This is a genomic window from Actinoplanes sp. CA-030573, from assembly GCF_050951115.1.
Classification (GTDB): Bacteria; Actinomycetota; Actinomycetes; order Mycobacteriales; family Micromonosporaceae; genus Actinoplanes.
In genome coordinates, this window is sequence record NZ_CP192038.1 from 5,738,155 (window position 1) to 5,762,623 (window position 24,469).

General features: G+C 70.2%; 15 protein-coding genes. 10 read left to right on the forward strand and 5 right to left on the reverse strand.

What is annotated here, in order from left to right:
• The first annotated feature begins 115 nt into the window (after positions 1 to 115).
• Positions 116 to 1,168 carry an endo-1,4-beta-xylanase gene (locus ACQP2F_RS26595; RefSeq protein WP_433291898.1) on the forward strand — a complete coding sequence of 351 codons (1,053 nt, stop codon included), beginning with the start codon at positions 116 to 118 and terminating at the stop codon, positions 1,166 to 1,168.
• Positions 1,169 to 1,223: 55 nt separating this feature from the next.
• Here ACQP2F_RS26595 and ACQP2F_RS26600 read toward each other — a convergent pair whose 3' ends face one another.
• From ACQP2F_RS26600 to ACQP2F_RS26610, 3 genes are read right to left on the reverse strand one after another with little or no spacing between them, the layout of a single operon-like run.
• Entirely contained in the window at positions 1,224 to 2,354 is a 1,131-nt protein-coding gene (locus tag ACQP2F_RS26600; RefSeq protein WP_433291900.1) for a lytic polysaccharide monooxygenase auxiliary activity family 9 protein, read from the reverse strand.
• A gap of 11 nt (positions 2,355 to 2,365) precedes the next feature.
• Complete coding sequence (locus ACQP2F_RS26605) at positions 2,366 to 5,293, reverse strand: glycoside hydrolase family 48 protein (RefSeq protein ID WP_433291902.1); 2,928 nt, start codon at positions 5,291 to 5,293, stop codon at positions 2,366 to 2,368.
• A 37-nt stretch (positions 5,294 to 5,330) separates the two neighbouring features.
• On the reverse strand, positions 5,331 to 8,009 hold the full coding sequence (locus ACQP2F_RS26610) for a cellulose binding domain-containing protein (protein WP_433291904.1): 2,679 nt from the start codon (positions 8,007 to 8,009) through the stop codon (positions 5,331 to 5,333).
• Between the two features lie 324 nt (positions 8,010 to 8,333).
• Here ACQP2F_RS26610 and ACQP2F_RS26615 point away from each other — a divergent pair, with 324 nt between their 5' ends.
• The 5 genes from ACQP2F_RS26615 to ACQP2F_RS26635 all read left to right on the forward strand — a co-directional run bounded on the left by ACQP2F_RS26615 (position 8,334) and on the right by ACQP2F_RS26635 (position 16,009).
• The gene (locus ACQP2F_RS26615; RefSeq protein WP_433291906.1) at positions 8,334 to 9,698 is read left to right on the forward strand and encodes a UDP-glucose dehydrogenase family protein; all 1,365 of its coding nucleotides are present in this window, start codon (positions 8,334 to 8,336) and stop codon (positions 9,696 to 9,698) included.
• A 294-nt stretch (positions 9,699 to 9,992) separates the two neighbouring features.
• Entirely contained in the window at positions 9,993 to 11,363 is a 1,371-nt protein-coding gene (locus tag ACQP2F_RS26620) for an ABC transporter substrate-binding protein (RefSeq protein WP_433291908.1), read from the forward strand.
• Between the two features lie 139 nt (positions 11,364 to 11,502).
• Positions 11,503 to 12,444 carry a carbohydrate ABC transporter permease gene (locus ACQP2F_RS26625; RefSeq protein WP_433307620.1) on the forward strand — a complete coding sequence of 314 codons (942 nt, stop codon included), beginning with the start codon at positions 11,503 to 11,505 and terminating at the stop codon, positions 12,442 to 12,444.
• The gene (locus ACQP2F_RS26630) at positions 12,441 to 13,355 is read left to right on the forward strand and encodes a carbohydrate ABC transporter permease (protein WP_433291910.1); all 915 of its coding nucleotides are present in this window, start codon (positions 12,441 to 12,443) and stop codon (positions 13,353 to 13,355) included. The genes ACQP2F_RS26625 and ACQP2F_RS26630 overlap by 4 nt, the downstream gene beginning before the upstream one ends.
• 851 nt (positions 13,356 to 14,206) lie before the next feature.
• Entirely contained in the window at positions 14,207 to 16,009 is a 1,803-nt protein-coding gene (locus ACQP2F_RS26635) for a glycoside hydrolase family 15 protein (protein WP_433291912.1), read from the forward strand.
• 13 nt (positions 16,010 to 16,022) lie between these two features.
• On the opposite strand, the gene ACQP2F_RS26640 is transcribed toward ACQP2F_RS26635, so the two are convergent.
• Positions 16,023 to 18,737, reverse strand: coding sequence for a hypothetical protein (locus ACQP2F_RS26640; RefSeq protein WP_433291914.1), 2,715 nt, complete (start codon positions 18,735 to 18,737; stop codon positions 16,023 to 16,025).
• 95 nt (positions 18,738 to 18,832) lie between these two features.
• Between ACQP2F_RS26640 and larE the strand changes: the two genes are divergently transcribed.
• From larE to larC, 3 genes are read left to right on the forward strand one after another with little or no spacing between them, the layout of a single operon-like run.
• The gene (gene larE, locus ACQP2F_RS26645; protein WP_433291916.1) at positions 18,833 to 19,654 is read left to right on the forward strand and encodes an ATP-dependent sacrificial sulfur transferase LarE; all 822 of its coding nucleotides are present in this window, start codon (positions 18,833 to 18,835) and stop codon (positions 19,652 to 19,654) included.
• Positions 19,651 to 20,310, forward strand: a complete 660-nt coding sequence (gene larB / locus ACQP2F_RS26650; RefSeq protein ID WP_433291918.1) for a nickel pincer cofactor biosynthesis protein LarB — start codon at positions 19,651 to 19,653, stop codon at positions 20,308 to 20,310. The genes larE and larB overlap by 4 nt, the downstream gene beginning before the upstream one ends.
• The gene (gene larC, locus ACQP2F_RS26655) at positions 20,307 to 21,581 is read left to right on the forward strand and encodes a nickel pincer cofactor biosynthesis protein LarC (RefSeq protein WP_433291920.1); all 1,275 of its coding nucleotides are present in this window, start codon (positions 20,307 to 20,309) and stop codon (positions 21,579 to 21,581) included. Before larB ends, larC begins: the two co-directional genes overlap by 4 nt.
• Here the strand turns inward: larC and uxaC are convergent.
• The gene (gene uxaC / locus ACQP2F_RS26660; protein WP_433291922.1) at positions 21,554 to 22,951 is read right to left on the reverse strand and encodes a glucuronate isomerase; all 1,398 of its coding nucleotides are present in this window, start codon (positions 22,949 to 22,951) and stop codon (positions 21,554 to 21,556) included. The two genes, larC and uxaC, sit on opposite strands and share 28 nt — an antisense overlap.
• 170 nt (positions 22,952 to 23,121) lie before the next feature.
• Here uxaC and ACQP2F_RS26665 point away from each other — a divergent pair, with 170 nt between their 5' ends.
• A complete protein-coding gene (locus tag ACQP2F_RS26665; RefSeq protein WP_433291924.1) occupies positions 23,122 to 24,459 on the forward strand; it encodes an ABC transporter substrate-binding protein in 1,338 nt (445 codons plus the stop codon).
• The last annotated feature ends 10 nt before the right edge of the window (positions 24,460 to 24,469 follow it).

A 24,469-nucleotide genomic window follows, 5' to 3' on the forward strand; every position in this document is an offset into this window, starting at 1 on the left:
GGCTCGCGTCGAATGATCTTCGATCAAAAACTGCCATTGACGTGGGCCCACCAGGCAGCGAAGCTTTCCGGAAGTTCTCGGAACTTTCGGATCCACCGACCGGAGGGATATTTCGATGATGCGACCCCGCGTCTTATCCGCGGCAGCCATAGCCGCGGTCACCGTCGTGGGCCTGGCCGTGCTGCCGAACGGCGCGGCGACGGCCGGCGACACCGGGCTGCGCGCCGCCGCCCGCGGCACCGGCGTCAAGATCGGCACCGCGGTCAACATGGACGCGCTCGCGACCGATGCGCCGTACGCGGCCGCGGGCGCCCGCGAGTTCAACACCGTCACGCCGGAGAACGTGATGAAGTGGGAGGTCGTCGAGCCGACCCAGGGCCACTACGACTGGACCCAGGCCGACAAGCTCGTCGACGTGGCCCGCCGCAACGGCCAGGCGGTCCGGGGACACACCCTGGTCTGGCACAGCCAGCTCCCGTCCTGGATCAACGAGACCGACTTCACCCCGGCCCAGCTGCGGGACCTGCTGCGCCGGCACATCTTCGCCGAGATGGGCCATTTCAAGGGTCGTATCTGGGCCTGGGACGTGGTGAACGAGGCCTTCAACGAGGACGGGACCCTGCGCGACACGATCTGGCTGCGCAACCTCGGCCCCGGTTACATCGCCGACGCGTTCCGCTGGGCGCACCAGGCCGACCCGTCGGCGATCCTGTTCCTCAACGACTACAACGTGGAATGGATCGGCCCCAAGAGCACGGCGGAGTACAACCTGATCAAGGATCTGCGCCGGCAGGGCGTGCCGGTGCAGGGCTTCGGGATGCAGGGTCACCTCGGCATCCAGTACGGGCTTCCCGGTGACGTGCTGGAGAACGTGCGCCGCTTCGACGCGCTCGGCGTGAAGACCGCGTTCACCGAGGTCGACATCCGGATGATCCTGCCCGACGACCAGATCAAGACGCAGGCCCAGGCCGAGGGCTTCGGCCTGCTGCTGCGTGCCTGCCTGCTGGTGCGGCACTGCATCTCGTACACGGTGTGGGGATTCACCGACAAGTACTCCTGGGTTCCCGGCGTCTTCTCCGGCGAGGGCTCGGCCACCCCGATGACCGAGGACTACCAGAAGAAGCCGGCGTACGACACCTTGAAGGAGACGTTCCAGCTCGCGAGCTGACGGGACCGGAACGGCGGGCGGCGGCGCGGGAAAGCGCCGCCGCCCTCTTGTGTTCCTAGGCCGTGCTACACGTCAGGTTGTTCACCGTGGCCGGCGTCGAGCCCGACCCGAGGAAGCCGAACGTGGTGTCGCCGCCGGCCGGGATGGACCCGTTCCACGACGCGTTCTTGACCGTCACCAGCGAGCCGCTGGTGGTCGCCGTCCCGCTCCAGAGCTGGGTCAGGGTCTGCGACCCCGGCCAGGTCCAGGTGACCGTCCACTTGCCGATCGCGCTGCCGGCGGGCGCGTGCACCATGACCTGCCCCTGGAAACCGCCCTGCCAGGAGCCGGTCACGTTGTACATCGCCGTGCAGCCCCCGGTGCCCGGGTTGCTGGTGGGCGAGGTCGGCGGCGTGGTCGGCGAGGTGGGCGGCGTCGCCGGTGACGTGGGCGGGGTCGTCGGAGGCGTCGGCGGCGGCGTCGTGGTGCCGCCGTTGCCGATCCCGGTGACCTCGCCGTTGCCGCCGTCGAACGTCACGTCGGAGCAGCCGTAGAACGTCTCCGTGCTGTCCGAGCGGGACCACACCGAGTAGATGATGTGGCGACCCGACTTGCCGGACGGCAGCGTCGCGTTCCACCAGTAGTGACCGTCGTCGGTGCCCGGTCCGCCGTTCGCCGGCGGGTTGGTCACCTGCGAGAACGGCGTCGACTCCAGATCGTCCCAGGCCAGCGCCCGGGTCGGGCTCCACGAGTCCTTCGTGACGTAGAGCGAGAAGGTGCCCGGGTGTTTCGCCCAGTCGTTGTAGTCGATCTCGATGGTCTTGCCGGACGTCAGGTGGGTGACCGGGAAGTCGTTCCGGGGCAGGTTGTAGCCCGTGAAGTCGTACGGTCCCCCGGTCCCGCCGCTGCACAGCTGGCCGTTCGGGATGAACCCGGCCATCCGGCCCGCCCCGTCGGAGCGCAGCACGGCGAACCAGTTGTAGAGCGAGGTCGTCCCGCTCTGCGCGACGGCGGCCGCGCAGGCCGGGTTCTTCGGCTCGATCGCGCCCGTGGTCGGGTTCCGGCCGTCCTTGTAGCAGAGGAAGGTACGGCTACCGGGCATCATCATCGCCCCGTGGGCCGACGCCGAGCTCGGCATGACGACCGCACCCACGCCCGCGGCCATCACCGCGGCCGCGACGTACGCCAGCAATCTCTTCTTTCTCATGGTTCCTCCCCTCAGCCGTTCGGGAACAGGCGGGCGAAGTCGGCGTAACCGGTGGCGACGTCGACCTGCGCCCAGAAGCGGTGGTAGTTGAACGTCGGCGCGGCCCCGCCGTTGAGGTAGGCCTGGACCTTCGGCCAGTCCGGGTCGTTCTTGTACCAGGAGCGGATGTCCAGGAAGGACTTTCCGGGGGCGATCACGTCGCCGTTCGGCATCTTGCCGCTCCAGCCCGGCGGGATGTAGAGACCCTGGCCGGTGGTGGCGTCGTAGACGTCGTCCATCCGGTTGTAGTCGGCCCGGGTCTCGGTGACCGAGACGCCCTTCGCGTCCTTGTGCGTCCAGATCGCGTCGAGCAGGTTCTTGGCCGCGGTCTTGGCCGCCGTGTTGCCGGACTTGGCGGCGTAGTAGGTCAGCAGCTTCGCGAACGAGCCGGCCACACCGAGGTCGGTGCCCTTGCTCTTCACCGTGACGTGCAGGTTGGTGTTCGCGGCCGGGCTGGCGGCGTTCCAGGTGGCCGGCGCGCCCGACCAGGTCAGGTCGGACGGGATCTCGAAGCTGGTGGCGCTGATCGTGGAGTTCGCGAGCGCCCAGGTCACCCACTTGTCCAGGACCGACTTGGCCTTGGCGTCACCGGTCGTGTAGTAGTACTCGGCCAGCCGCTCCAGCGACCAGGTCTGCATGCCGAACCACTGGTTGGACGGCGGGTCCTCGTACACCGGGGCGGTGACGTAGGCCAGGCCGTAGAACGTCGGGGTGCCGGACGGCGGGCTCGAGTAGTCGCCGTTCCAGCTGTTCGTCGCGCCGCCGGCGATCGCGCCCTCGGACGACTGCAGCCACTGGTAGAACTCGAGCATCCGGTTCAGGCTGGCCTGCCAGTCCGACTTCGCGGTCGGCGACTTCGGGTTGAAGGCGCTGACGTTGCTCAGCACGTACGCGGCCATCGGGTTCTGGTAGCCGAAGTGGTCGGTGCTGGAACCGATCCGCCACGCCCAGCCCGCGCTGGTGTCGTAGGCGCCGCCCCAGGCGTAGTACCAGGACATCAGGTTGTTGGAGGCGTTCTTGCCGGTGCCCGCCGCGCACGAGGTGGAACGGCAGCCGGGCTGCTTGAAGTACTTGTCGTAGAAGGAGTAGCGCAGGTAGTCACCCATCTTGGCGGCGTTGGCCACCGCGGTGGAGATCTGCGAGGCCTTGCCCTGCTGGGTGGCCCAGGTGTACGCCCAGTACGCGGCCTGGATGGCGCGCGAGTCGGCGTCCGGCGCGTTGGTGTACTTCCACTGCTTGGCGTAGCTGGAGTCCTTCGTGAACAGGTCCAGGTAGCCGTTCGGCCCGCCGAACTTGAACGTGTCGCAGGACGGCTGGGGCACGGTCTCGAAGGTCGACTCCTGCGGGCCGCGCTGGAAGGTGTTGATGTACGCGACGCGCGTGGTGCCGTCGCCGCAGTGACCGAAGCCGTACGTGTTGTCCACGTCCAGCAGCCAGTGCATGCCGTAGATGTCGTCGGTGCCGTACGCGCTCTTCAGCTCGGACGCCAGCGGGTCGGTGCCGACCGAGACGCTGGAGTCGAGCTGCGACGGGTACTGCGAGGGCAGCGGGTGCTCCGCCGCGTACGTCGCCGGCTTCGACGCGTTGTAGTTCGCGTTGGTCGGCTGGTCACCGTGCGACGGGATGATGTACTTCTCCATCGTCGACCACGCCGCGTTGAACGGCGCCCAGTCCTGCGAGGCCGCGCCGTGCTCGGCCTCCAGCCACAGCCAGTAGCTGAACGCCTCGGACGTGGTCTCGTGACCCTGGTCCGGTGCCTCGTCGATCAGCGTCTCGATCGAGTGGTAGGGCACGCCCTCGGGGCTGAAGTAGCCGTTGGACGGGTTCTTGATGTCGTTGTACATCTGGGTGAACCGGTCGTCGACGCTACCGGCCGGCACCACGTTCGCGGTCACCGTCGCCGCGGTGTAGCCGGTCGAGGTCGCCGAGAAGGTGGCGCTGGTGCCCGCGGTGGCGGCCGCGGTGGCCGCGACGGTCACGGTCTGCCCGGTGCTCCAGTTCGACGGCGTGAAGGTCAGCGAGGCCGGCGTCGACGAGACCGTGGTGGCCCCCGCGGTGCGCGCGACCGCCACCGTCACGTTCGCCGTCGGCGCCGCCGAGAGCGCCAGCTTGAACGTCGAGCTCGCGCCCGGTGCGACCGACAGCGACGTGGCGTCCGCGACGATCGCCGGCGAGGTGCTGGCGTCGACGAAGACCGGCACGTCGGCGGTGCTGCTCTTGGCGCCGGTGTTGTCGTACGAGATGGCCTGGAGGTGGTAGGCCGCGGTCTGCTGCGGCACCCCGGTCCAGGTGTACGTGTACGGCGACGCCGTGTCGGTGTTGAGCAGCAGGCCGTCGTGGTAGAACTCGACCTTGCTGATCGTGTTGCCGGTCGCCGCGGCGGCGGTGGCCGTGATCGGGATCGAGGCCGGCGCCGTGTAGCGGGTGTTCGCGGCCGGCGCCGTGATCGACACGGTCGGCGCGGCGGCCGCGCCGTTGCACGCGGTGCCGTTGAGCTTGAACGCCGTGGGCACCGGGTTGGCCGAGCCGAAGGTCCCGTTGAAGCCGGTCCCGACGGTGGCGTTGGTGCCGATGCTGCCGTTCCAGCTCGCGTTGTTCACCGTGACGTGCTGGCCGCTCTGGCTGTAGACGCCGTTCCATCCCTGCGACACCTTCTGCGCCGCGTCCGGGAAGTCGTACTCGAGCTTCCAGCTGCTGACCGGATCGCCGGAGTTGGTGATCTGGATGTCGCCGGTGAAGCCGCCGGGCCATTGGCTCTGCACCTTGTAGACCACGGTGCAGCCGGCCGCGGCGTGCGCGGGCACGCCCGCGACCAGGGCCACGCCGGCGCCGAGGACGGCGGTGCCGGCGACGGCCAGGCCGCGGCGCAGTCGCCGCAGTCGTCTTTCTCGTTGTCGCACGGGGTTTTCCTTTCCGGTGGGGGTTGGGGAGTGGCACTCAGCGGGTTGCCGAGCAGGTGACCGGGGACGGAACCGGGTTCGTGGCACCGGTGGTGCTGCCGAGGAACCCGAAGGTGGTGGAGGCGCCCGCCGCGACGGCGCCGTTGTAGCTCGCGTTGGTCACCTTGACCGCGGCGCCGGCCTGGCTGACCGTGCCGCTCCAGAGCTGCGTGATCGTCTGACCGGCCGTGTAGTTCCAGGTGACGGTCCAGCTCTTGGTCGCGCTGGAGCCGGTGTTGGCGACGGTGACCTCACCCTGGAAGCCGCCGCTCCACGAGCCGGTGATCTTGTAGGTCGCCGTGCAGCCGCCCGGGGCCGGCGTCGTGGGCGACGGGGTGGGGCCGGGCGAGGACACGGTCGGCGAGGGCGAGGGCGACGGCGACGGCGAGGACGACGTCGGAGTCGGAGTCGGCGACGACGTCGAGCCGGTGGGCGTCGTCGCGTTCGTCGTCCGGTCGGCGTAGAGGATGCCCCGGCCGTTGGTGCCGAGGTAGACCCGGCCGAAGACGCGCGGGTCGCCGGCCAGCGCGTCGCCGGCGTTGCCGTACTGGTGGGCGTCGTCGTTGATCCGGACCCAGGAGCCGCCGGTGTCGTCCGAGCGGAAGACCCCGGTGACCCCGTCGACGGTGCCGACCAGGAAGACGGCCGGGTGCGACCGGCCCGGCGCGGCCTTGCCGAACGCGACGTTCACGCCCGCGGTCACCGAGGAGACATTGGTGAACGTCGCTCCGGCGTCGGCCGACTTGAACAGCCCGGTCTCACCGGCCAGCCAGACCTCGCCGGCGGCGCCCGGCACGGCCTGGAAATGCAGCCGGCCCGAGCTCGGCAGGGACGCCGCCGAGGCGGCGAACGTCGCACCGCCGTCCTTGCTGGTGTAGAACTTGCCGGCGGCGTACGCGTAGAAGGTCTTGGGGTTGACCCGGTCGCTCTCGACGACGGCGCCGGTGGGCACCCCGGAGGAGGCGGTCCACGAGCTGCCGCGGGTGGTCGAGTAGTACACCCCGGTGCCCTGCGGCGACCAGACCATGGCGTTGGCGTCGGCGCCGACCGCGATCGTGCCGCCGCCGGTCACGCCGGACGGCTCCTGGCCCTGGTACCAGCTCTTGCCGCCGTCGGTGCTGATGCCGATGTGCGGGGCAGCGTCCGCGTTCCCGACGCGCGCGAACACCGTGGGCGTGAGTTCGGCGAAGTCCAGGCTCGTGTTGCTGCTCAGGCTGGGCGTGTCGTGGAAGCTGGGCTGCACGGCGTCGAGCGACGCGTGGTAGAAGCCGCCGATGTCGCCGAGCGCGCTCACCAGCGGCGCCCCGGACGGCGGGCTGGCCAGGTCGAGGACGGCGGTCTCCTCGATGCCCCGGGCCATCGGCTTGATCGTGATCGTCGAGCCGGCGTCCCAGTTGCCGAGGTTCGTCGTGCCGTAGAGGGTCGCGCCGGTGCCGTACATCATGCGGTTGGAGTTGAACGGGTCGATCGCGAGCGTCTCGTTCATCCAGCCGAGCTTCGGGGTCGACTCCGGCGGCTGCGGGTTGCTGTTGAAGTCCAGCCACGGGTCGGCCGAGATGTCCATGGTGTAGCGCTTGGTCATGCTCGGGTAGCCGTTCCAGTCCCAGATGCGGGTCCAGGTGGCCCCGTAGTCGGTGCTGCGGAAGAAGATCGCGTCCGGCCACCAGGAGATCTGGGTGGCGACCATCAGGGTTCCGGGCTTTTCCTGATCGACCGTGAGCCCGGAATATCCGTAATAGGCGTCGGCCGCGGGGGTCGGCGAGATATTCGTCCAGGCGCCCGTGCTTATCTGATATTTCCAGACTTGTCCGGCGGCGCCGTCGTACGGCCCGCCCGTGTCGCTGGTCGCGATGTACAGGAAATCGCCCTGGACGACGCCCTTGTGCGGCAGATATCCGGTCGGCTGGCCGGCGATCCGGGACCAGGTCGAGCCGCCGTCGTTCGACATGTAGACCGGGTTGGCCTTGTCGTTGACGCCGACGAAGACCTGGTTGGCGGCCCCGAAGGTGACCCAGGCCAGGCCCTGGTTCTGGTTGAGGTAGTTGTTGGTGTCGGACGGGTCCTGCACGTAGTTGCCGGCGTTCGGGAAGCTGGTGACCTTGCTGAAGGTCGCGCCGTAGTCGGTGCTGCGGTAGAGCCCGTTGCCGCCCTCGGCCGCGAAGTACACGTTCTTGTTGTTGTGCGGGTCGACGGCCAGGCGCTCGCCGGCGCCGCGGCCCGGCATGTTGCCGCCGTTCTTGAACGGCAGCGTGGTGACCTGCCAGGTCGCGCCCTTGTCCGTGGAGCGCAGGACGGCGCCGTTGTTGGGGTCCCAGTCGTTGGTGTACATGCCGACCGCGGCGTAGACGCGCTTGGTGTCGACCGGGTCGGGCGCGATGGACAGCACCCCGTTGTAGCCCCAGTTGTTCTGCCCGACCCAGTCGAGCAGCGGCGTCCAGCTCTGGTCGGACTCGTTCCAGCGGTAGGCGCCGCCGATGTCGGTGCGGGCGTAGATCAGGTTCTTCTCGCCCGGGTTGAAGACGACGGCCGGCACGAAACCGCCGCCGTCGATGCGGACGTTCTTCCACGAGTACGGGTCGGCCGCGGCCGCGGCGGCCGTGCTGGGCTGGGCCAGGGCGACCGCCACCACCCCGGCTGACAGGGCGGCGATCGTCGCCGCGACTGGCGTCCTTCTCATCCGGACCCTTCCATTGACGTACGTGCACATGGGAGCGCTCCCAAGAGCGTCCGGCCCGCGTCACACCGCTGTCAAGCCCCGGAAACCACTAGTTGATAATCGTGGATATAAAGACCTCGCCCGGCCCCGGCGGCGGCCCGACCGGCGACCGTCCGGCCGTGCATTTATGGAATTGGCGCGCGCAAATTGCTTAAAAAACGTTCAGCAACGCGCCGAAATGGCCCGAACACATACCGTCAACCCGGCATGAACTTTACCGACAGGGGCAGTCTTAACCCGATGTGTATCATCGGGCGTTGATTGGCCGGAGCGAGGAGCGTTTTCATGAGGGTTTGTGTGGTGGGCACGGGTTATGTCGGGCTCACGACCGGTGTGAGTCTGGCGTTCCTGGGCCACCAGGTAACCTGCGTCGACCTGGACCAGAGCAAGGTCGACATGCTCAACGGCGGGCGCTGCCCGATCTACGAGCCGGGCATGGAGGAGCTGCTCGCCGAGGCCGCCGCCAACCTGACCTTCACCACCAGCTACGCCGAGGCGGTGCCGGGCGCCGACGTGGTGTTCGTGGCCGTGCAGACCCCCTCCGCCGCCGACGGCAGCCCCGACCTGCGCTACCTGCGCTCCGCCGCCGAGACCGTGGCGCAGAACCTCGATCACCCCTTCACCGTGGTGGTGAACAAGTCGACCGTGCCCATCGGCAGCGGTAACTGGGTGGATGCGATTCTTCGCGAGTCGTTCGCGCAGCGGACGGACCGTCCCGAGGGCTGTGAATTCTCGGTGGCGTCGAATCCGGAGTTCCTGCGCGAGGGCAACGCGATCCACGACACCCTCTTCCCCGACCGGATCGTCATCGGCTCCGACAATCCGCGCAGCCTCGAGATCCTCAACCAGCTCTACCGGCCGATCATCAACCAGACGTTCACCGCGCCCAGCTTCTCGCCGCGGCCGGACGACATCGGCGCGGTTCCGCTGGTCTCCACCGACCTCGCCTCGGCCGAGCTGATCAAGTACGCCGCCAACGCGTTCCTCGCCCTCAAGATCAGCTATGCGAACGAGATCGGCCTGCTCGCGGCCAAGGTCGGCGCCGACATCACCGAGGTCACCCGGGGCATGGGCCTCGACCAGCGGATCGGCTCGCGGTTCCTGCAGGCCGGCGTGGGCTGGGGCGGCTCCTGCTTCGGCAAGGACACCAAGGCCCTGATCGCCACCGCCGCCGAGTACAACTACGAGATGCCGATCGTCCGGGCCGCCCGCGAGGTCAACGACCGGCAGCGGCAGATCGCCGTCGAGCGCCTGCAGGACGAGCTGCGCATCCTCAAGGGCCGCAAGATCGGCCTGCTCGGCGTCGCGTTCAAGCCGAACACCGACGACCTGCGCGACTCGCCCGCCCTCGACATCGCGAACCTGCTGCTCGCCCGCGGCGCCCGGGTCAAGCTGCACGACCCGGTCGCCGGCGAGCGCTTCCGCCGGGAGCAGCCCGAGCTCGCCCCGTACCTGAGCGAGACCGTCGACGAGCTGTTCGACGACTGCGACGCGGTCGTGCTGGTCACCGAGTGGGCGCAGTACCTCGAGCTGGACTGGGGCAAGTTCGTCGGCCTCATGCGCACGCCGATCCTGCTCGACGGCCGGCACGTGCTGGACGCCGACCGCATGGCCCGGCTCGGCTACAAATACCTGGCGATCGCGGGCTGACGTCCGTTCCGCCCGTTTTAAGCAGGACACACCGGCCGTCTCCCCGGATTTCTCGTTTTTCCGGGCGAGGCGGCCGCATTGCGACTAGGGTCGTCCGAGGGCTCCTTCCGGCCGTGACCAGGGCTCTTCCTGAACCGGTTAAGGGACGTTGACCTCCGCAGCCGTATCGTTACCGAGTCGATCGAGCGGAAATCATTGCGCAACGTCCCGGTTACCTCTTGACTGTCATCCAAGTAGCGCTTCGGACGGCGACGTCTTCGGACGTCGGAGGCGCGATTTGACATAGGGAGCGGTATGTTCGGACAACCTACGAGCCCGCGGTCGCGGGTCGTGCTCGCCAGCACGCTGAGCGCCGGGCTGATCTTCAGCGTGGCCGCGTGCGGCGACAACAAGGACTCCGGAAGCAATGCGTCAACGGGCGCGTCGGCGTCGGCCATCGACTGCGCGCCATACACCAAGTTCGGTGACCTGAAGGGCAAGACGGTCTCGATCTACACGGGCATCGTCACCCCCGAGGACACCCCGCACATCAACTCGTACAAGCCGTTCGAGCAGTGCACCGGCGTCACGGTCAAGTACGAGGGCGACAAGTCGTTCGAGACTCAGATCCTGGTGCGCGCCAAGGCCGGCAACCCGCCGGACCTCGCCATCGTGCCCCAGCCCGGTCTGGTCAAGCAGCTGGTGGCCACCGGCAAGGCGGTCGCGGCCCCGGCCGACACCGAGGCCAACGTCGACAAGTTCTGGTCCAAGGACTGGAAGGCGTACGGCACGGTCGACGGCAAGTTCTACGCGGCCCCGCTGGGCGCCAGCGTCAAGTCCCTGGTCTGGTACTCGCCGAACGCGTTCAAGGACGCGGGCTACGCGGTCCCGACCACGCTCGACGAGCTGAAGGCCCTCAGCGACAAGATGGTCGCCGACGGCAAGAAGCCGTGGTGCGCGGGCATCAACTCCGGTGACGCGACCGGCTGGCCGGTCACGGACTGGATGGAGGACTTCATGCTCCGGCTCTCCGGGCCGGAGGAGTACGACAAGTGGGTCAACCACCAGATCGCGTTCAACAGCGCCGAGCCCACCGCGGCCCTCGACGCCGTCGGCGGTTACCTGAAGAACGACAAGTACGTCAACGGCGGTCTCGGCGACGTCAAGAGCATCGCTTCCACGACCTTCCAGGACGCGGGTCTGCCGATCCTCGACGACCAGTGCATGATGCACCGCCAGGCCAGCTTCTACGCGGCCAACTGGCCGAAGGGCACCAAGGTGGCCGAGGACGGCGACGTCTTCGCGTTCTACCTGCCCGGCAAGGACACCTCGGCCAAGCCGGTTCTCGGTGGCGGCGAGTTCATCCTGGCCTTCTCGGACCGGCCCGAGGTCCAGGCGTTCCAGACCTACCTCTCGTCCGACACCTGGGCCAACACCAAGGCCAAGCTGTCGAGCGGCTGGGTCAGCGCCAACAAGGGCCTCGACCCGAACAACCTGACCAGCCCGATCGACCAGCTCGCGGCCAAGATCCTGCTCGACCCGGCCTCGCAGTTCCGCTTCGACGGCTCGGACCAGATGCCCGCGGCCGTCGGCTCGGACTCGTTCTGGAAGCAGGCGACCGCGTGGGTCACCGGTCAGGACACCAAGACGACCTTGACGAACATCGAAAACTCGTGGCCGAAGTGATCTGATTAGCTCCATCGGGGCCGGTCGGGAGGGCATCCCCTTCCCGGCCGGCCCTCAGCCTCTTCTCTGAGAAAGAAGCGAAGGAGGTACGGGCCGCGTGTTCAACACCGCCTCCACCACCCCTGAAAAACTCCTGCAGATGCTCGCCGCGCTGCTGCTGTTCGCCGCGGTCATGGGCGTCATCCTGTTCTTCGCGGGCCGCATCGGCGGCCGGCGCGGCGACAAGTGGGTCGGGTATCTCTACCTGCTCCCCGTCGTGCTCATGCTGCTGGTCGGCCTCGTCTACCCCGGCCTTCGCACCATTTACGAGTCGTTCTTCGACGCCGCCGGCAAGGCGTTCGTCGGCGTCGACAACTACAAGACCATCTTCACCGACAAGGACCAGCTCACCGTTCTGCGGAACACGGTGTTCTGGGTCGTCCTCACCCCGTTCCTGGCGACCGGCATCGGCCTGATCTACGCGATCCTGGTCGACAAGTCGCGGTTCGAGTCGTTCGCCAAGGCGCTGATCTTCCTGCCGATGTCGATCTCCTTCGTGGCGGCGTCGATCATCTGGAAGTTCATGTACGAGTACCGCCCCGACCAGGCCAACGTGAAGCAGATCGGCCTGATCAACCAGATCATCGTCTGGCTCGGCGGCAAGCCGGTCCAACTGCTGATCGAGTCGCCGCTCAACACGTTCCTGCTGATCGTCGTGATGATCTGGATCCAGGCCGGCTTCGCCATGACCGTGCTCTCGGCGGCCATCAAGGCGATCCCGGACGACATCGTCGAGGCCGCCCGGCTCGACGGCGTCACCGCCTGGACCATGTTCAAGAACATCACGGTGCCCAGCGTCCGCCCGACCATCGTGGTCGTGCTGACCACCATCGGCATCGGCACGCTCAAGGTCTTCGACATCGTCCGGACCATGACCGGCGGCAACTTCAAGACCAGCGTGGTGGCCAACGAGTTCTACTCGCAGACCTTCCGGGCCGACAACCAGGGCCTCGGCGCCGCTCTCGCGGTGCTCCTGTTCATCCTGGTCATCCCCGTTGTCGCGTACAACATCCGGCAGGTTCGTCAATCGGAGGCACGATGACCGCCGTAACTCCCCTGACGACCACGCCCGATCTGGCGGCGGAGAAGCCGAGCGCGGCCGCGGTCGCGAAGAAGCGGCTCAGCTCGCCGTGGGCGTCGCTGTTCGCGATCATCATCGCGGTGCTCTGGACCATCCCCACGTTCGGCCTGCTGATCTCCTCGTTCCGGCCGGAGCGGGCGATCAAGCGGACCGGCTGGTGGACGTTCTTCTCCGACCCGCAGATGACGCTGGACAACTACCGCGCGGTGTTCGGCGAGGGCGGCGGCATCAACATGGCCGACTTCTTCGTCAACTCGCTGGTGATCTGCATCCCCTCGGTGCTGATCCCGATGGCGCTGGCGTCGCTGGCCGCGTACGCCTTCGCCTGGATCGACTTCCGGTTCAAGAACTTCCTGTTCATCGCGATCTTCGCCCTGCAGATCGTGCCGCTGCAGATCACGCTGCTGCCGCTGCTGAAGATCTTCGTCAACATCCACATCACCGGTACGTTCTGGACGCTGTGGCTCGCCCACTCGACGTTCGCGCTGCCGCTGGCCATCTATCTGCTGCACAACTTCATGCGGGAGGTGCCGGCCGGCCTGATCGAAGCGGCCCGGGTCGACGGCGCCGGCCATGTGTCGATCTTCTTCCGCGTCATGCTGCCACTGCTGACGCCCGCGCTGGCGGCGTTCGGCATCTTCCAGTTCCTCTGGGTCTGGAACGACCTGCTGGTGGCGCTGGTCTTCGCGGGCGGCGGCAACGAGGTAGCCCCGATCACGCTGGCGCTGGCCAACCTCAGCGGCACCCGGGGCACGGCGTGGCAGCTGCTCTCCGCCGGCGCCTTCGTCTCCATCCTGGTGCCGGTCGTGGTGTTCCTGCTGCTCCAGCGCTACTTCGTCCGTGGTCTCATGGCCGGTAGCGTCAAGGGCTAGGGCCCGTTTCCCGGAGGGGCCGCGTCCACACGGGCGCGGCCCCTTTCGCTGCCCGCCCCTCCCGCTCCCCGGCCGCTCGCGCTCCACGGCCCCTGGCGCTCTCCGGCCCTTCGGGCTCCCCACCCCTCGCGCTGCGCGTCCCCCTCCCGCCGCGCCGCCTTTTCCGCCGCGCGACTCTCCCGCCGCGCGACTCTCCCGCCGCGCGGCCCTTCCCACTGTCCGGCCGCTCCCGCTGCCCGGCCCCTTGCGCTGCGCGGCCCTCCCGCTTCCCGGTCCTCCCGCTCCCCAGCCTCCCGCGCGCGCTGCCCTCCCGCCCCCGGCCCTTGCGCTGCATGGACCTCCCGCTACGCGCCATTTCCAGGAAGTGGACCGTCGGCGGCCCGATTTAGCGACCAATTCGTGGAAATGGCCGCCCTCCGCGGGACGAGACGAGGCGGAGCGCGGCGGGCACGGCGAGCGGAGCGCGGGGAGGCGGGCGGGTCGGGCCGGGCGCGGCCAGGCCGGGCGCGGTGAGGTGGGTCGGTGCCGGCTCGGTGGGCCGGGCGGGGTGGGCGCGGCCAGCCGTGCGGAGCGAGCGCGGCCAGCCGGGCGGAGCGAGCGCGGCCAGCCGGGCGGAGCGAGCGCGGCCAGCCGGGCGGAGCGAGCGCGGCCAGCCGGGCGGAGCGAGCGCGGCCAGCCGGGCGGAGCGAGCGCGGCCAGCCGGGCGGAGCGCGCAGATCGTCCACGCCCGGCTCGGTGACCGAGCGCGGCCAGCCGGCGGAGCGAGCGCGGCCAGCCGGGCGCGGCGGGCGGGACGAAGCGGGCGGGGCGGGAGCGTTCGCGCGGGGGCGAGGGCGGGTAAGACGGCGGGCATGGCGCTTCCGATCGAGGACTACGCGATCATCGCGGACACGCAGACGGCGGCCCTGGTCGGCCGGGACGGGTCGATCGACTGGTTCTGCGCGCCGCGTTTCGACTCCGGGGCCGTCTTCGCGGCTCTGCTCGGCACCGAGGAGAACGGGCACTGGACGATCCGGCCGGCCGGCCGGCCGGTGGCGACCCGCCGACGTTATCGCGACGACACGCTGGTGCTGGAGACCGAGTTCGAGACGGCCGACGGCGTCGTACGGCTGATCGACTTCATGCCGCCCCGCGGCGAGGCGCCCGACCTGATCCGGATCGTCGAGGGTGTGCGCGGCACCGTCGACATGGAGATGACGCTGCGGCTGCGCTTCGACTACGGGCACGTCGTCCCGTGGGTCTACCGGGAGCAGGAGCACCTGGTCGCGGTGGCCGGGCCGGACGCGGCGTGGCTGCGCACCCCGGTCGAGACGCACGGCGAGAACATGGCGACCCGGGCCCGCTTCCGGGTGCAGACCGGCGAGCGGGTGCCGTTCGTGCTGACCTGGCGGCCCTCGCACCTGCCGCCGCCGGAGCCGCTCGACCCCTCGCACGAGCTCGGCGTCACCGAGGGCTACTGGCGCGGGTGGGTGTCGGCCTGCACGTACGAGGGTGAATGGCGCGACGCCGTGGTCCGCTCGCTGCTGACGCTGAAGGCACTCACCTACGCCCCGACCGGCGGCATCGTCGCGGCCGCCACCACCAGCCTGCCGGAGAAGCTGGGCGGCGTGCGGAACTGGGACTACCGGTTCTGCTGGCTGCGGGACGCGACGATCACCCTGCAGTCGCTGCTCTATTCCGGCTTCCAGAGCGAGGCGATCGCCTGGCGCAAGTGGCTGCTGCGGGCCATCGCCGGAAACCCGGCCGAGCTGCAGATCATGTACGGCGTGGCCGGCGAGCGCCGCCTCGACGAGTACCAGGCGACCTGGCTGACCGGCTACGACGGCAACCCGGTGCGGATCGGCAACGCCGCCGCCGAGCAGTTCCAGCTCGACGTCTACGGCGAGGTGATGGACGCCCTGCACCAGGGCCGGCGGGCGGGCCTCAAGGCCGACGATCCGGCGTGGGGCCTGCAGGTCAAGCTCATGGAGTTCGTGGAGGAGCACTGGCGCGACCCGGACGAGGGCATTTGGGAGGTCCGCGGCGGGCCCAAGCAGTTCGTGCACTCGAAGCTGATGGCGTGGGTCGCCGTCGATCGGGCGGTCAAGGCGGTCGAGCACTTCGGCTTCGACGGCCCGGTCGAGCGCTGGCGGGCGCTGCGCGAGGAGATCCGCGACGAGATCCTGGAGAAGGGGTACGACCCGGACCGTAAGACGTTCACCCAGTTCTACGGCTCGGACGAGCTGGACGCGGCGATGCTCATGGTCCCGTTGGTCGGCTTCCTGCCCGGCGACGACGAGCGGGTGATCGGCACGGTCGCCGCCGTCGAGAGGCATCTGATGGTCGACGGTTTCGTGCAGCGGTACACCCAGAAGCCGGGCTCCGACGTCGACGGCCTGCCGCCGGGCGAGGGCGCGTTCCTGGCCTGCACCTTCTGGCTGGCCAGCAACTACGCGCTGATCGGGCGGCACGACGACGCCCGGGAGACCTTCGCCCGGCTGCTCGCCCTGCGCAACGACGTGGGGCTGCTGTCCGAGGAGTACGACACCGGGGCGCACCGGCTGGTGGGCAACTTCCCGCAGGCGTTCAGCCACGTACCGCTGATCGACACCGCCCGTACGCTCGGCGCCGCGCTCGCCCCGACCGAAGCGCGAGCCCACGAAGGCCTCAAGTAGGCACTCGCGGCCATCACCGATCTTCGCCGCGGCCGACGAGGCCGAGGGCGGCGGTCGCGGCCGCCGTCGCGAGGATCCAGCCGGCGATCTGCAGGATGTCGGCCACGATCTGGAGGCCCACGTCGCGGTAGTGCCAGGACGACTTCTGGCCGAGGTCGACCACCGGCACCAGCAGGTCCAGCGAGTACAGCGCCGGGTTGAAGCTCCCGCAGTAGCCGGGCTGCTCGGGCACCGGGTCGGCGGCGTCGACGACCACGCATTCGCTGGTGGGGCCGGCGGCCGGCTTCGGGTCGGGTCGCTCGGGGCCGGCCAGCACGCCGAAGACGAGGAAACCGGCCAGCCAGAGGCCGAGCAGCCAGTAGAGCGCGAGCTGCAGCCGGTAGCCGTACCCGACCGTGATCCGATAGAGGAAGCCGACCAGCCGCAGCAGTTGGCGGCGGGGATTGCGCGGCGGCTCGGTGCGCTGGGCCCACTCGCGCCGGCGCATCTCGAAGAGGATGCGGCGGGCGACGGCGTCGGCGCCGGCCGCGCGGTAGGTCGCGGCGAGCTGGAGGTACGGCTGGGAGAGCTGCCCGGTCGGCAGGGCCGACTCGGTCCGCAGCGTCGACGGCGGCGGCAGGATCTTGGTGCTGCGCAGGCGCTCGATCTGGGTACGCCAGTCCGCCCGCCCCGCCGTCGCGTCCAGGTCGAGGTGCACCTGGTACTCGAAGCCGAGCAGATCCAGGTGGGTGGCGTGCCAGAAGTTGGCGTTGTCGGTGAACGAGATGACCACGGCCCGGGAGGCGTCGACGTTGCCGCGCAGCGGTTCGCCCGGCGCCGCCACCAGGTCGGGGGTGCGCAGCCCGGCCAGGTCGAGCACCAGCCCGCTCGGGTCCGCCCCCAGCACGACGCCCTTGAGCCCGACCGAGCGGTTGACCTCGGCCCGCCGCAGCCGCAGCAGGCCCTCGGCCCGGGTGTCGTCGAACCACGCGTCGCCGCCGATCACCGCGGCGCCGCCGTCGATGGACGGCGACGGGCGCGGGTCGTCCCGCGGCTGCGCGCCGCGCCGCACGCGCGCCTCGGTGAGGTCGACGTCGCCGGAGATGCGGGCGTCGGCGAACCGCACCCCGCCGACCGTGTCGATCCCCTTGAGATACAGGTCGGAGCAGGCCAGCGAGGACGCGTCGACGGCCGGGCCCTCCTCGCTGACGATCTCGGCCCGGATGAACTGCACCGACCGGGAGACCTTCGCGCCACGGAGGGCGACCTGGCCGGACGCGCGGAACGGCGAGGCGGCCGGGTTTCCGCGTACGGTGCCGGTGATCTCGGCGCCGATCAGGTTGAGCACCGGGTCGTGCCGGTTCTCCCGGCTGCCGGGCTGATAGATGCGCACGTCGGTGCGGCAGGGCTCGCGCAGCGTGGCGCCCGAGACGAAGACCGAGCCGCCGACCAGGTCGGCCATCCGCAGCGACCCCTCCGCGTCGAGGTCGCCGCAGTCGACGGCGCCGCCGACGTGGGCCCGGTGCAGGTTGAGCGCGTTGCCGTCGGCCGCACGCAGGGTCGAGCGCTGGACGTGCACGTTGTACTGGATGCGCGCGTCCTGCAGGCAGATCTCGCCGGTCATGGTGGCGTCGGTGGCGCTGACGTGGCCGCGAACCACGACACCGTTGGCGACGATCGCGTACGCGTGCCCGTCGATCGCCGCGTTGTCGAAGCGCAGGTCGCCGCCGATCTCGGCGCCGCTGACCCGGACGCTGCCCCGCGCGCTGAACCCGGCGTCGAGCTCCACGTTCCCGCGCACCTTCGCGCCGTCGATCACCACCACCGCGTACGGGTCGAACTCCGCATCCCCGCTCGGGCCGATGCCGTGCCGCTCGGGCGCCGGCGGCTCGGCCGCGGCGAACCGCCCCGCGCTCAGGTCGACGATCCCGTCGATCACCACCCCCGGCAGGTAGAAGCGGCCGGTCACCTCGAGCAGGTCGGCGTTGGTGCGGGACGATCCCGACCGGCGCTCGGCCAGGTCGGCGCGCGCGATCGACCGCCGGGCGCGCTCGTGCCGTCGGTCCGCGCTCAGCGAGCCGTCGATCCGCAGCTCGGGCCCGTTCAGCGCGGTGCCCGGCATCGGCCCCTCCGCCGCTGGCGCGACCAGCAGGGCGCTGTCCAGCTCGAGGTCGCCGCCGACGCGCGCGTTGGCCAGGTCGAACAGCCCCCGGCACTCGATCCGGGGCGCGCTGAGCATGCCGCCGAGGGTGAGCCGCCGCATCCGCACCGGGCAGCCGCGGGGCAGCACCGAAATCGCGTCGGTCCGGTGGTCGGGCCCGAACAGCGAGCCGTCCAGGTGCATCGACCCGCCGACCCGGGCGTCGGTGAAGTCGACCCCGGCCGCAAACGACGACTCCTTGAGCCACACGTCCTGCGTGCACCGGCAGTTGGCGGCGTCCACCCAGGCCACCGTGGTGCGGTCGAGCTGGAGGCTGGGCAGGGTCGCCTCGAGCAGGTTGATGCCGCCGCGCACCGTGCAGTCGATCAGGGTCAGCTGCACGCCGAGCGTCGAGCCCCGCAGGTCGAGGTCGCCCTCGACGGTCACGCCCCGCAGGTAGAGCTGCCCGGTGGGATGGTCTTGCGGACCCGGCGGCTGCAGCAGCGCCCGCCGCAGCGTGGCCGCCGGGATGACGGCCGGAGCGGTGACCACGGTGCCGGCCCGGCTCGCCGCGACCAGCTCGCGGCACAGCGCGTCGTCCCCCGGCATGGGGATCAATCTAACGTAGCGTGGCCTGGTGACCGCAGCGCAACATCTGGCAACTGCTTGCCGCCCCACGGGGTATGCGGCATGGAATGACCGTCATGAACACCGCTGACCTCACACCCCACCTGAGCGGGGTGCGCCGCCTGGGCGTCGCCTTCTCCGGCGGGGTCGACTCGTCCGTGCTGCTGGCACTGGCCGCCCGCGCGCTGGGCACCGACCGGGTCGTCGCGATCCTCGGCGTGTCACCCAGCCTCGCCGCCGACGAGCGGACCGGCGCCCACCGGGTGGCCGAGCTGATCGGCGTACGGCTGGTCGAGGTACCCACCGACGAGGGCGCGCGCCCCGCCTACCGGGCGAACGGGCCCGACCGCTGCTTCCACTGCAAGGACGAGCTGTTCACCCGGATCGCCGAGTCCACTGCCGTCGACCACGACCTCGACGCCATCGCGTACGGCGAGAACGCCGACGACGTACGCCGCACCGACCGCCCCGGCGCCCGCGCCGCCCGCGCCCACCGCGTGCTGACCCCCTTGGCCGACGCCGGCCTGGTCAAGGCCGACGTGCGCGAGATCGCCCGCTCGCTGCGCCTGCCGGTGGCCGACAAGCCGGCCGCGCCGTGCCTGGCCTCCCGCATCCCGCACTTCACCGAGGTCACCCCGCGCCGCCTGAGCCAGGTGGAACGGGCCGAGGCCGCCCTGCGCCGCCTGGGCTTCGGCGACCTGCGCGTCCGCCACCACGGCGAGGTGGCCCGGATCGAGCTCTCTCCCGCGGACCTGCCCCGGGCTGTTTCCGAGCCCCTGCGCTCGTCGATGCACGCCGCGGTGACCGGAGCCGGGTTCCGTTTCGTCGCGCTCGACCTGGCCGGCATCCAGTCCGGCGCCTTCACGCGCGACGCATCCGCCGACGGGGCGGCCCGGTGACCGACCTTTCGTCCTACGCCGACCTGGACCTCGACCGAGCGCGGCGGCGCGGTTATCCGGAGGCGGTCTTCTGCGCCGGAAAGACGCCCGAGCAGGTCGCCGGAATCGCCGCCGCCGTCGCCGCCCGCCCCGATGTCGTCACGCTCTTCACCCGGGCCTCGCCGTCGCATGCCCGAGCCGTGCTCGAGGTCTTGCCCGACGCCGTCCACGATGCCGGCGCCGGCCTGCTCGCCTGGCCGCCCGCCGAGCCCGCACCCGCCGGCGGCCCGGTCGTCGTCGTGACGGCCGGCACCTCCGACCTCCCGGTCGCCCGCGAGGCCATGCTGACCGCTCGCTACCTGGGCCGGCGCACCGAGATGGTGGTCGACGTGGGCGTGGCCGGCCTGCACCGCATCCTGGCCCACCTCGACACGCTCCGAAGCGCCCGGGCCGTGATCGTGGTGGCCGGCATGGACGGCGCCCTCCCCGGCGTGGTGGCCGGCCTGATCGCCGCCCCCGTCATCGCCGTGCCCACGTCCGTGGGTTACGGCGCCGCGTTCGAGGGATTGGCCGCCCTGCTCACGATGCTCAACGCCTGCGCGCCCGGGGTGGCGGTGGTCAACATCGACAACGGCTACGGCGCCGGGCACCTGGCCGCCCAGATTGCCGCGCCGTGAGCAGGCACGCCTGGATCGACGCTTCGGCCGGCGTGGCCGGCGACATGCTGCTGGGCGCTCTCCTCGACGCGGGCGCAAGCCTTTACGGCGATGCCGGCCGCGCCGCGAATCTCGACGGCGACACCGTGCTCGGCGCCGTTCGGTCGGCTGTCCGTGCGGTGGCCGGGGACGCGGTCCGGCTGCGCGTTCATCACGTGACCCGGGCCGGCTTGCGCGCGCTCAAGGTCGACGTCCAGCTTCTCGACGAGGATCCGCCGACGCGTCGCTGGCGCGAGGTCCGCGAACTGCTCGGGCGCGTCGATCTGCCCGCCGCTACGGCCGTTTTCACGCGACTGGCCGAGGCTGAGGCGCGCGTGCACGGGATCGAGCCGGACGACGTGCACTTTCACGAGGTGGGTGCTCTCGACGCGATCGCGGACGTGGTGGGCTGTTGTGCCGCCCTCGACCGGCTCGGCATAACGAAGGTGTCGGGCTCGCCGGTCGCACTCGGGTCGGGGACGGTCCGGGCACGTCACGGCCGTCTTCCGGTGCCGGCGCCGGCGGTCGTCGAGCTTGCCCGGGGTTGGCAGGTTGCGAGCGGTGGTGCAGGTGAGCTGGCGACGCCGACCGGCATGGCGTTGCTGCGGACGTTCGCGCAGGCCTGCGAACAACTGCCGCCCATGACGCTCGAGGCGGTCGGCATCGGCGCGGGCACGCGCGACCCGGCCGAACGCGCCAACGTGATCCGCGTGCTGGTCGGCAACCCGGCCGCACCACGAGATGCCAGGCCGGCGGGGGACGCAACCGACGAGACTTTGCTGCTGCTCGAGGCCAACGTGGACGACCTGGATCCGCGACTGTGGCCGGGCGTGCTGGCGGGGCTGATGGAACTCGGCGCGGCAGATGCCTGGCTCACGCCGATCCTCATGAAGAAGGGGCGGCCCGCGCACACACTCAGCGTGCTCTGCCGGGCGGAGCTTGTGCCGGCGGTGCGTGCCCGGATATTCCGGGATACGAGCACGCTCGGCATCCGGCACGCCGAGCGTGGGCGGGTGGCGCTCGATCGGGCAGTCGTCGAGGTGCGGCTCGACGGTGTGCCCACCGGCGGCGCGGCGGCGGGCGGGGCGATCATCCGCGTCAAGGTGGGATATCTCGATGGCGTCGCGGTGCAGGCCATGCCCGAGTTCGAGGACGTGGCCGCGGCGGCCAGGGAACAAGGGCGATCCGAGCGGATGGTGCTGCAGGAGGCGCTGGCCGCGGCGGCTCAGATCTTGAACACGGCCCGGGGCTGATCGACGACCAGGGTGGTCAGCGTGTCGAGGGCCTCGTCCTCGTCCAGGCGGTGCTCGGCCACCAGCGATGCCAGGAAGCCCGCGTCCAGGCGGCGGGACATGTCGTGCCGGGCCGGGATCGAGCAGAACGCCCGGGTGTCGTCGATGAAGCCGGACAGGCGCGAGAAGCCGGCGATCTCGGTGACGGCCTGCTGGTAACGGCGGATCTCGGCCGGGTTGTCGAGGAACCACCACGGCGCCCCGGCGTACACGGACGGGTAGAAGCCGGCCAGGGGGGCGATCTCGCGGCTGTAGACGGTCGCGTCCACGGTGAAGAGCACCAGGTGGAAGCCGGGGTGCGTGCCGAACTTCTCGAGCAGCGGCTGCAGCGCGGCGGTGAACTCGACGGCGACCGGGATGTCGTGGCCGGTGTCGGGGCCGTACGCGGCCAGGGTCGCCGGGTGGTGGTTGCGCCAGATCCCCGGATGCAGGGTCATGACCAGGCCGTCGTCGCAGGACATGCGGGCCATCTCGAAGGTCATGTGCCGGCGGAAGGCGACCGCCTCGCGTACGGTCACCGTGCCCGCCACCGCCGACCGGTAGATCCGTTCCGCCTCGCGCCGGTCCAGCGGCTCGGCCCCGGCGTCCGCGTGCCCGTGGTCGGCCGAGACCGCGCCGTGCGCGACGAAGTACCGCCGCCGCTCCTCCAGCGCCGCGATGAAGCCGGCGTAGTCGCCGACGTCGCCGCCGTCCCCGGCCAGATCCTTGACGTACGAGGTCCACCCCGGCCGTCCCACCTCGAGATAGCGGTCGGGCCGGAACGTGGGCGCGATCCGCGTCGGGACCGCGTCGCCCAGCGCCCGGTGCGCGGCCAGATCGTCGGCCGGGTCGTCGGTGGTCGCCAGGAACGCGATGTTGAAGCGATCGAGCAGCGCACGCGGCCGGAAAGAAGGCGACAAAAGCTTCTCGGCCACCTCATCATACAATTTATCCGAATTGTCCAAGGAGGGCCGCGCGGTAACGCCGAACAAAGCCAGCGAACTCTCGAACCAATATCGCACCGGAGTACCCCGCAGCAGGTGCCAGTGGGAGCAGAGCAGTCGCCAGGCGTCCCGCGCGGCCGGCTCCGGAAGAGGCCCGGAACCCACCCCGAGAGCGGACAACGACACCCCGCCGGCGTGCAGCAACCGCGTCACGTAATGGTCCGGCTGGATGAACAAGGACGTCGGATCGGCGAACGGCGCGTCGTCCAGCAGCAGACGCGGATCCACGTGCCCGTGCGGACTCACGATCGGCAGCTCGGCCACGGCGGCGTACAGGCGGCGCGCGAGATCGCGCACCCCGGGGTCGGCGGGGAGCAGGCGGTCGGGGTGCGGCGTGAGGGCGGCCATGGGCCCGAGCCTCGGCGCGGCGAATTCCGGAAGGCAAGCGGTTGCCATCAGTTGCCTCGGCGCCGGGGCAACAACTGGCAACTCGTTGCCACGCACCGTCGCCTGTGGAAACCATCGCGTAACAGTGATGCGGGTCACTCCCCGCCGGCGATACCCGAAGGAGACCGACGATGGCGCGTACACGGAAGATCTTGGCGCTGGCGGGGGCGACCGTGCTGGCCGCCGCCCTCACCGCCTGCGGTGGCGGCGACGACAGCGGCGGCGGCAGCAGCGGCTCCGGCAAGACGCTCGATGTGCTGATCGGGGCCAACACCCAGTACCCGGAGGAGTTCCAGGCCTGGCAGAAGTCGATAAGCGACAAGTTCAAGGCGCAGACCGGCGCCACGGTCAAGTTCGAGACGTTCGCCAGCGCCAACGACGAGCTCACCAAGATACAGACGTCGGTGGTGGCCGGCTCCGGGCCGGACGTCTACGCGGTCGGCACCACGTTCACGCCCACGGCCTACTCGACCGGCGCCTTCGTCAAGATGGGCGACGACGAGTGGAAGAAGATCGGCGGCAAGGACAAGTTCAACCCGGCCACCCTCGGCATCTCCGGTCCGGACGAGAACAACCAGGTCGGCATCCCGTGGGTCAGCCGCCCGTTCGTCATGGCCTACAACACCGAGCTGCTCAAGGCGGCCGGCATCAGCAAGCCGGCGACCACCTGGGACGAGCTGACCCAGCAGGCCAAACAACTGACCAAGGGCGACCAGTACGGGTTGGCCGTCGCCTACAAGGACAACTTCGACCCGTGGAAGTTCGTCTGGGGCATGTCGGTGCAGGCCGGCAACCCGCTCGTCGACGGCAAGACGGCGAAGATCCAGGACCCGACCGTGCAGAAGGCGTACCAGACGTACTTCGGCTGGCTGACCAACGACAAGGTGGTCGACCCGGCCGCCGTCGGCTGGACCAACCCGCAGGCGCTGGCCGCGTTCGCCAAGGGCAAGACCGGCTACTTCGCGCTGACCACCACGACCGCCACCAACTCGCTCGACCAGGGCGCGGTGAAGGGCAAGTGGGCGTTCACGCTGCTGCCGACCGTTCCGCCGGGCGCGACCACCCGTCCCGCGAACGGGGTCGAGGCGGCGAGCATCCTCTCCGGTGACAACCTGCTGGTCGCCGACTACTCCAAGAACAAGGACCTCGCTTTCGAGTACGTCAAGCTGGTCACCAACCCCGACGTGCAGCTCGACTACTACAAGAAGTTCGGCAACCTCCCGGCCAACGCCTCCGCGCTGCAGACCCTGGCCGCCGACCCGAAGCTGGGCCCGGTGACCGAGGCCGCCAAGAAGTCGGTGGCCACGCCGTTCACCGGCGCCTGGAGCGAGATCCAGCTGGCGCTGACCAACGTAGCCGTGCAGTCGCTGCCCGACCTGGCCAAGGGCTCGCTCTCGCCGGCGCAGATCGACGCCCGCATCGCCGACGCGCAGAAGGCCGCGCAGACGGCCCTGGACCGGGCCAAGTGACATGACCACA

Coding starts and splice junctions, on each gene's coding strand:
- ACQP2F_RS26595 (WP_433291898.1), top strand. CDS start 116: ATGATGCGACCCCGCGTCTTATCCGCGGCAGCCATAGCCGCGGTCACC.
- ACQP2F_RS26600 (WP_433291900.1), bottom strand. CDS start 2,354: ATGAGAAAGAAGAGATTGCTGGCGTACGTCGCGGCCGCGGTGATGGCC.
- ACQP2F_RS26610 (WP_433291904.1), bottom strand. CDS start 8,009: ATGAGAAGGACGCCAGTCGCGGCGACGATCGCCGCCCTGTCAGCCGGG.
- ACQP2F_RS26615 (WP_433291906.1), top strand. CDS start 8,334: ATGAGGGTTTGTGTGGTGGGCACGGGTTATGTCGGGCTCACGACCGGT.
- ACQP2F_RS26620 (WP_433291908.1), top strand. CDS start 9,993: ATGTTCGGACAACCTACGAGCCCGCGGTCGCGGGTCGTGCTCGCCAGC.
- ACQP2F_RS26625 (WP_433307620.1), top strand. CDS start 11,503: ATGCTCGCCGCGCTGCTGCTGTTCGCCGCGGTCATGGGCGTCATCCTG.
- ACQP2F_RS26630 (WP_433291910.1), top strand. CDS start 12,441: ATGACCGCCGTAACTCCCCTGACGACCACGCCCGATCTGGCGGCGGAG.
- ACQP2F_RS26635 (WP_433291912.1), top strand. CDS start 14,207: ATGGCGCTTCCGATCGAGGACTACGCGATCATCGCGGACACGCAGACG.
- ACQP2F_RS26640 (WP_433291914.1), bottom strand. CDS start 18,737: ATGCCGGGGGACGACGCGCTGTGCCGCGAGCTGGTCGCGGCGAGCCGG.
- larE (WP_433291916.1), top strand. CDS start 18,833: ATGAACACCGCTGACCTCACACCCCACCTGAGCGGGGTGCGCCGCCTG.
- uxaC (WP_433291922.1), bottom strand. CDS start 22,951: ATGGCCGCCCTCACGCCGCACCCCGACCGCCTGCTCCCCGCCGACCCC.
- ACQP2F_RS26665 (WP_433291924.1), top strand. CDS start 23,122: ATGGCGCGTACACGGAAGATCTTGGCGCTGGCGGGGGCGACCGTGCTG.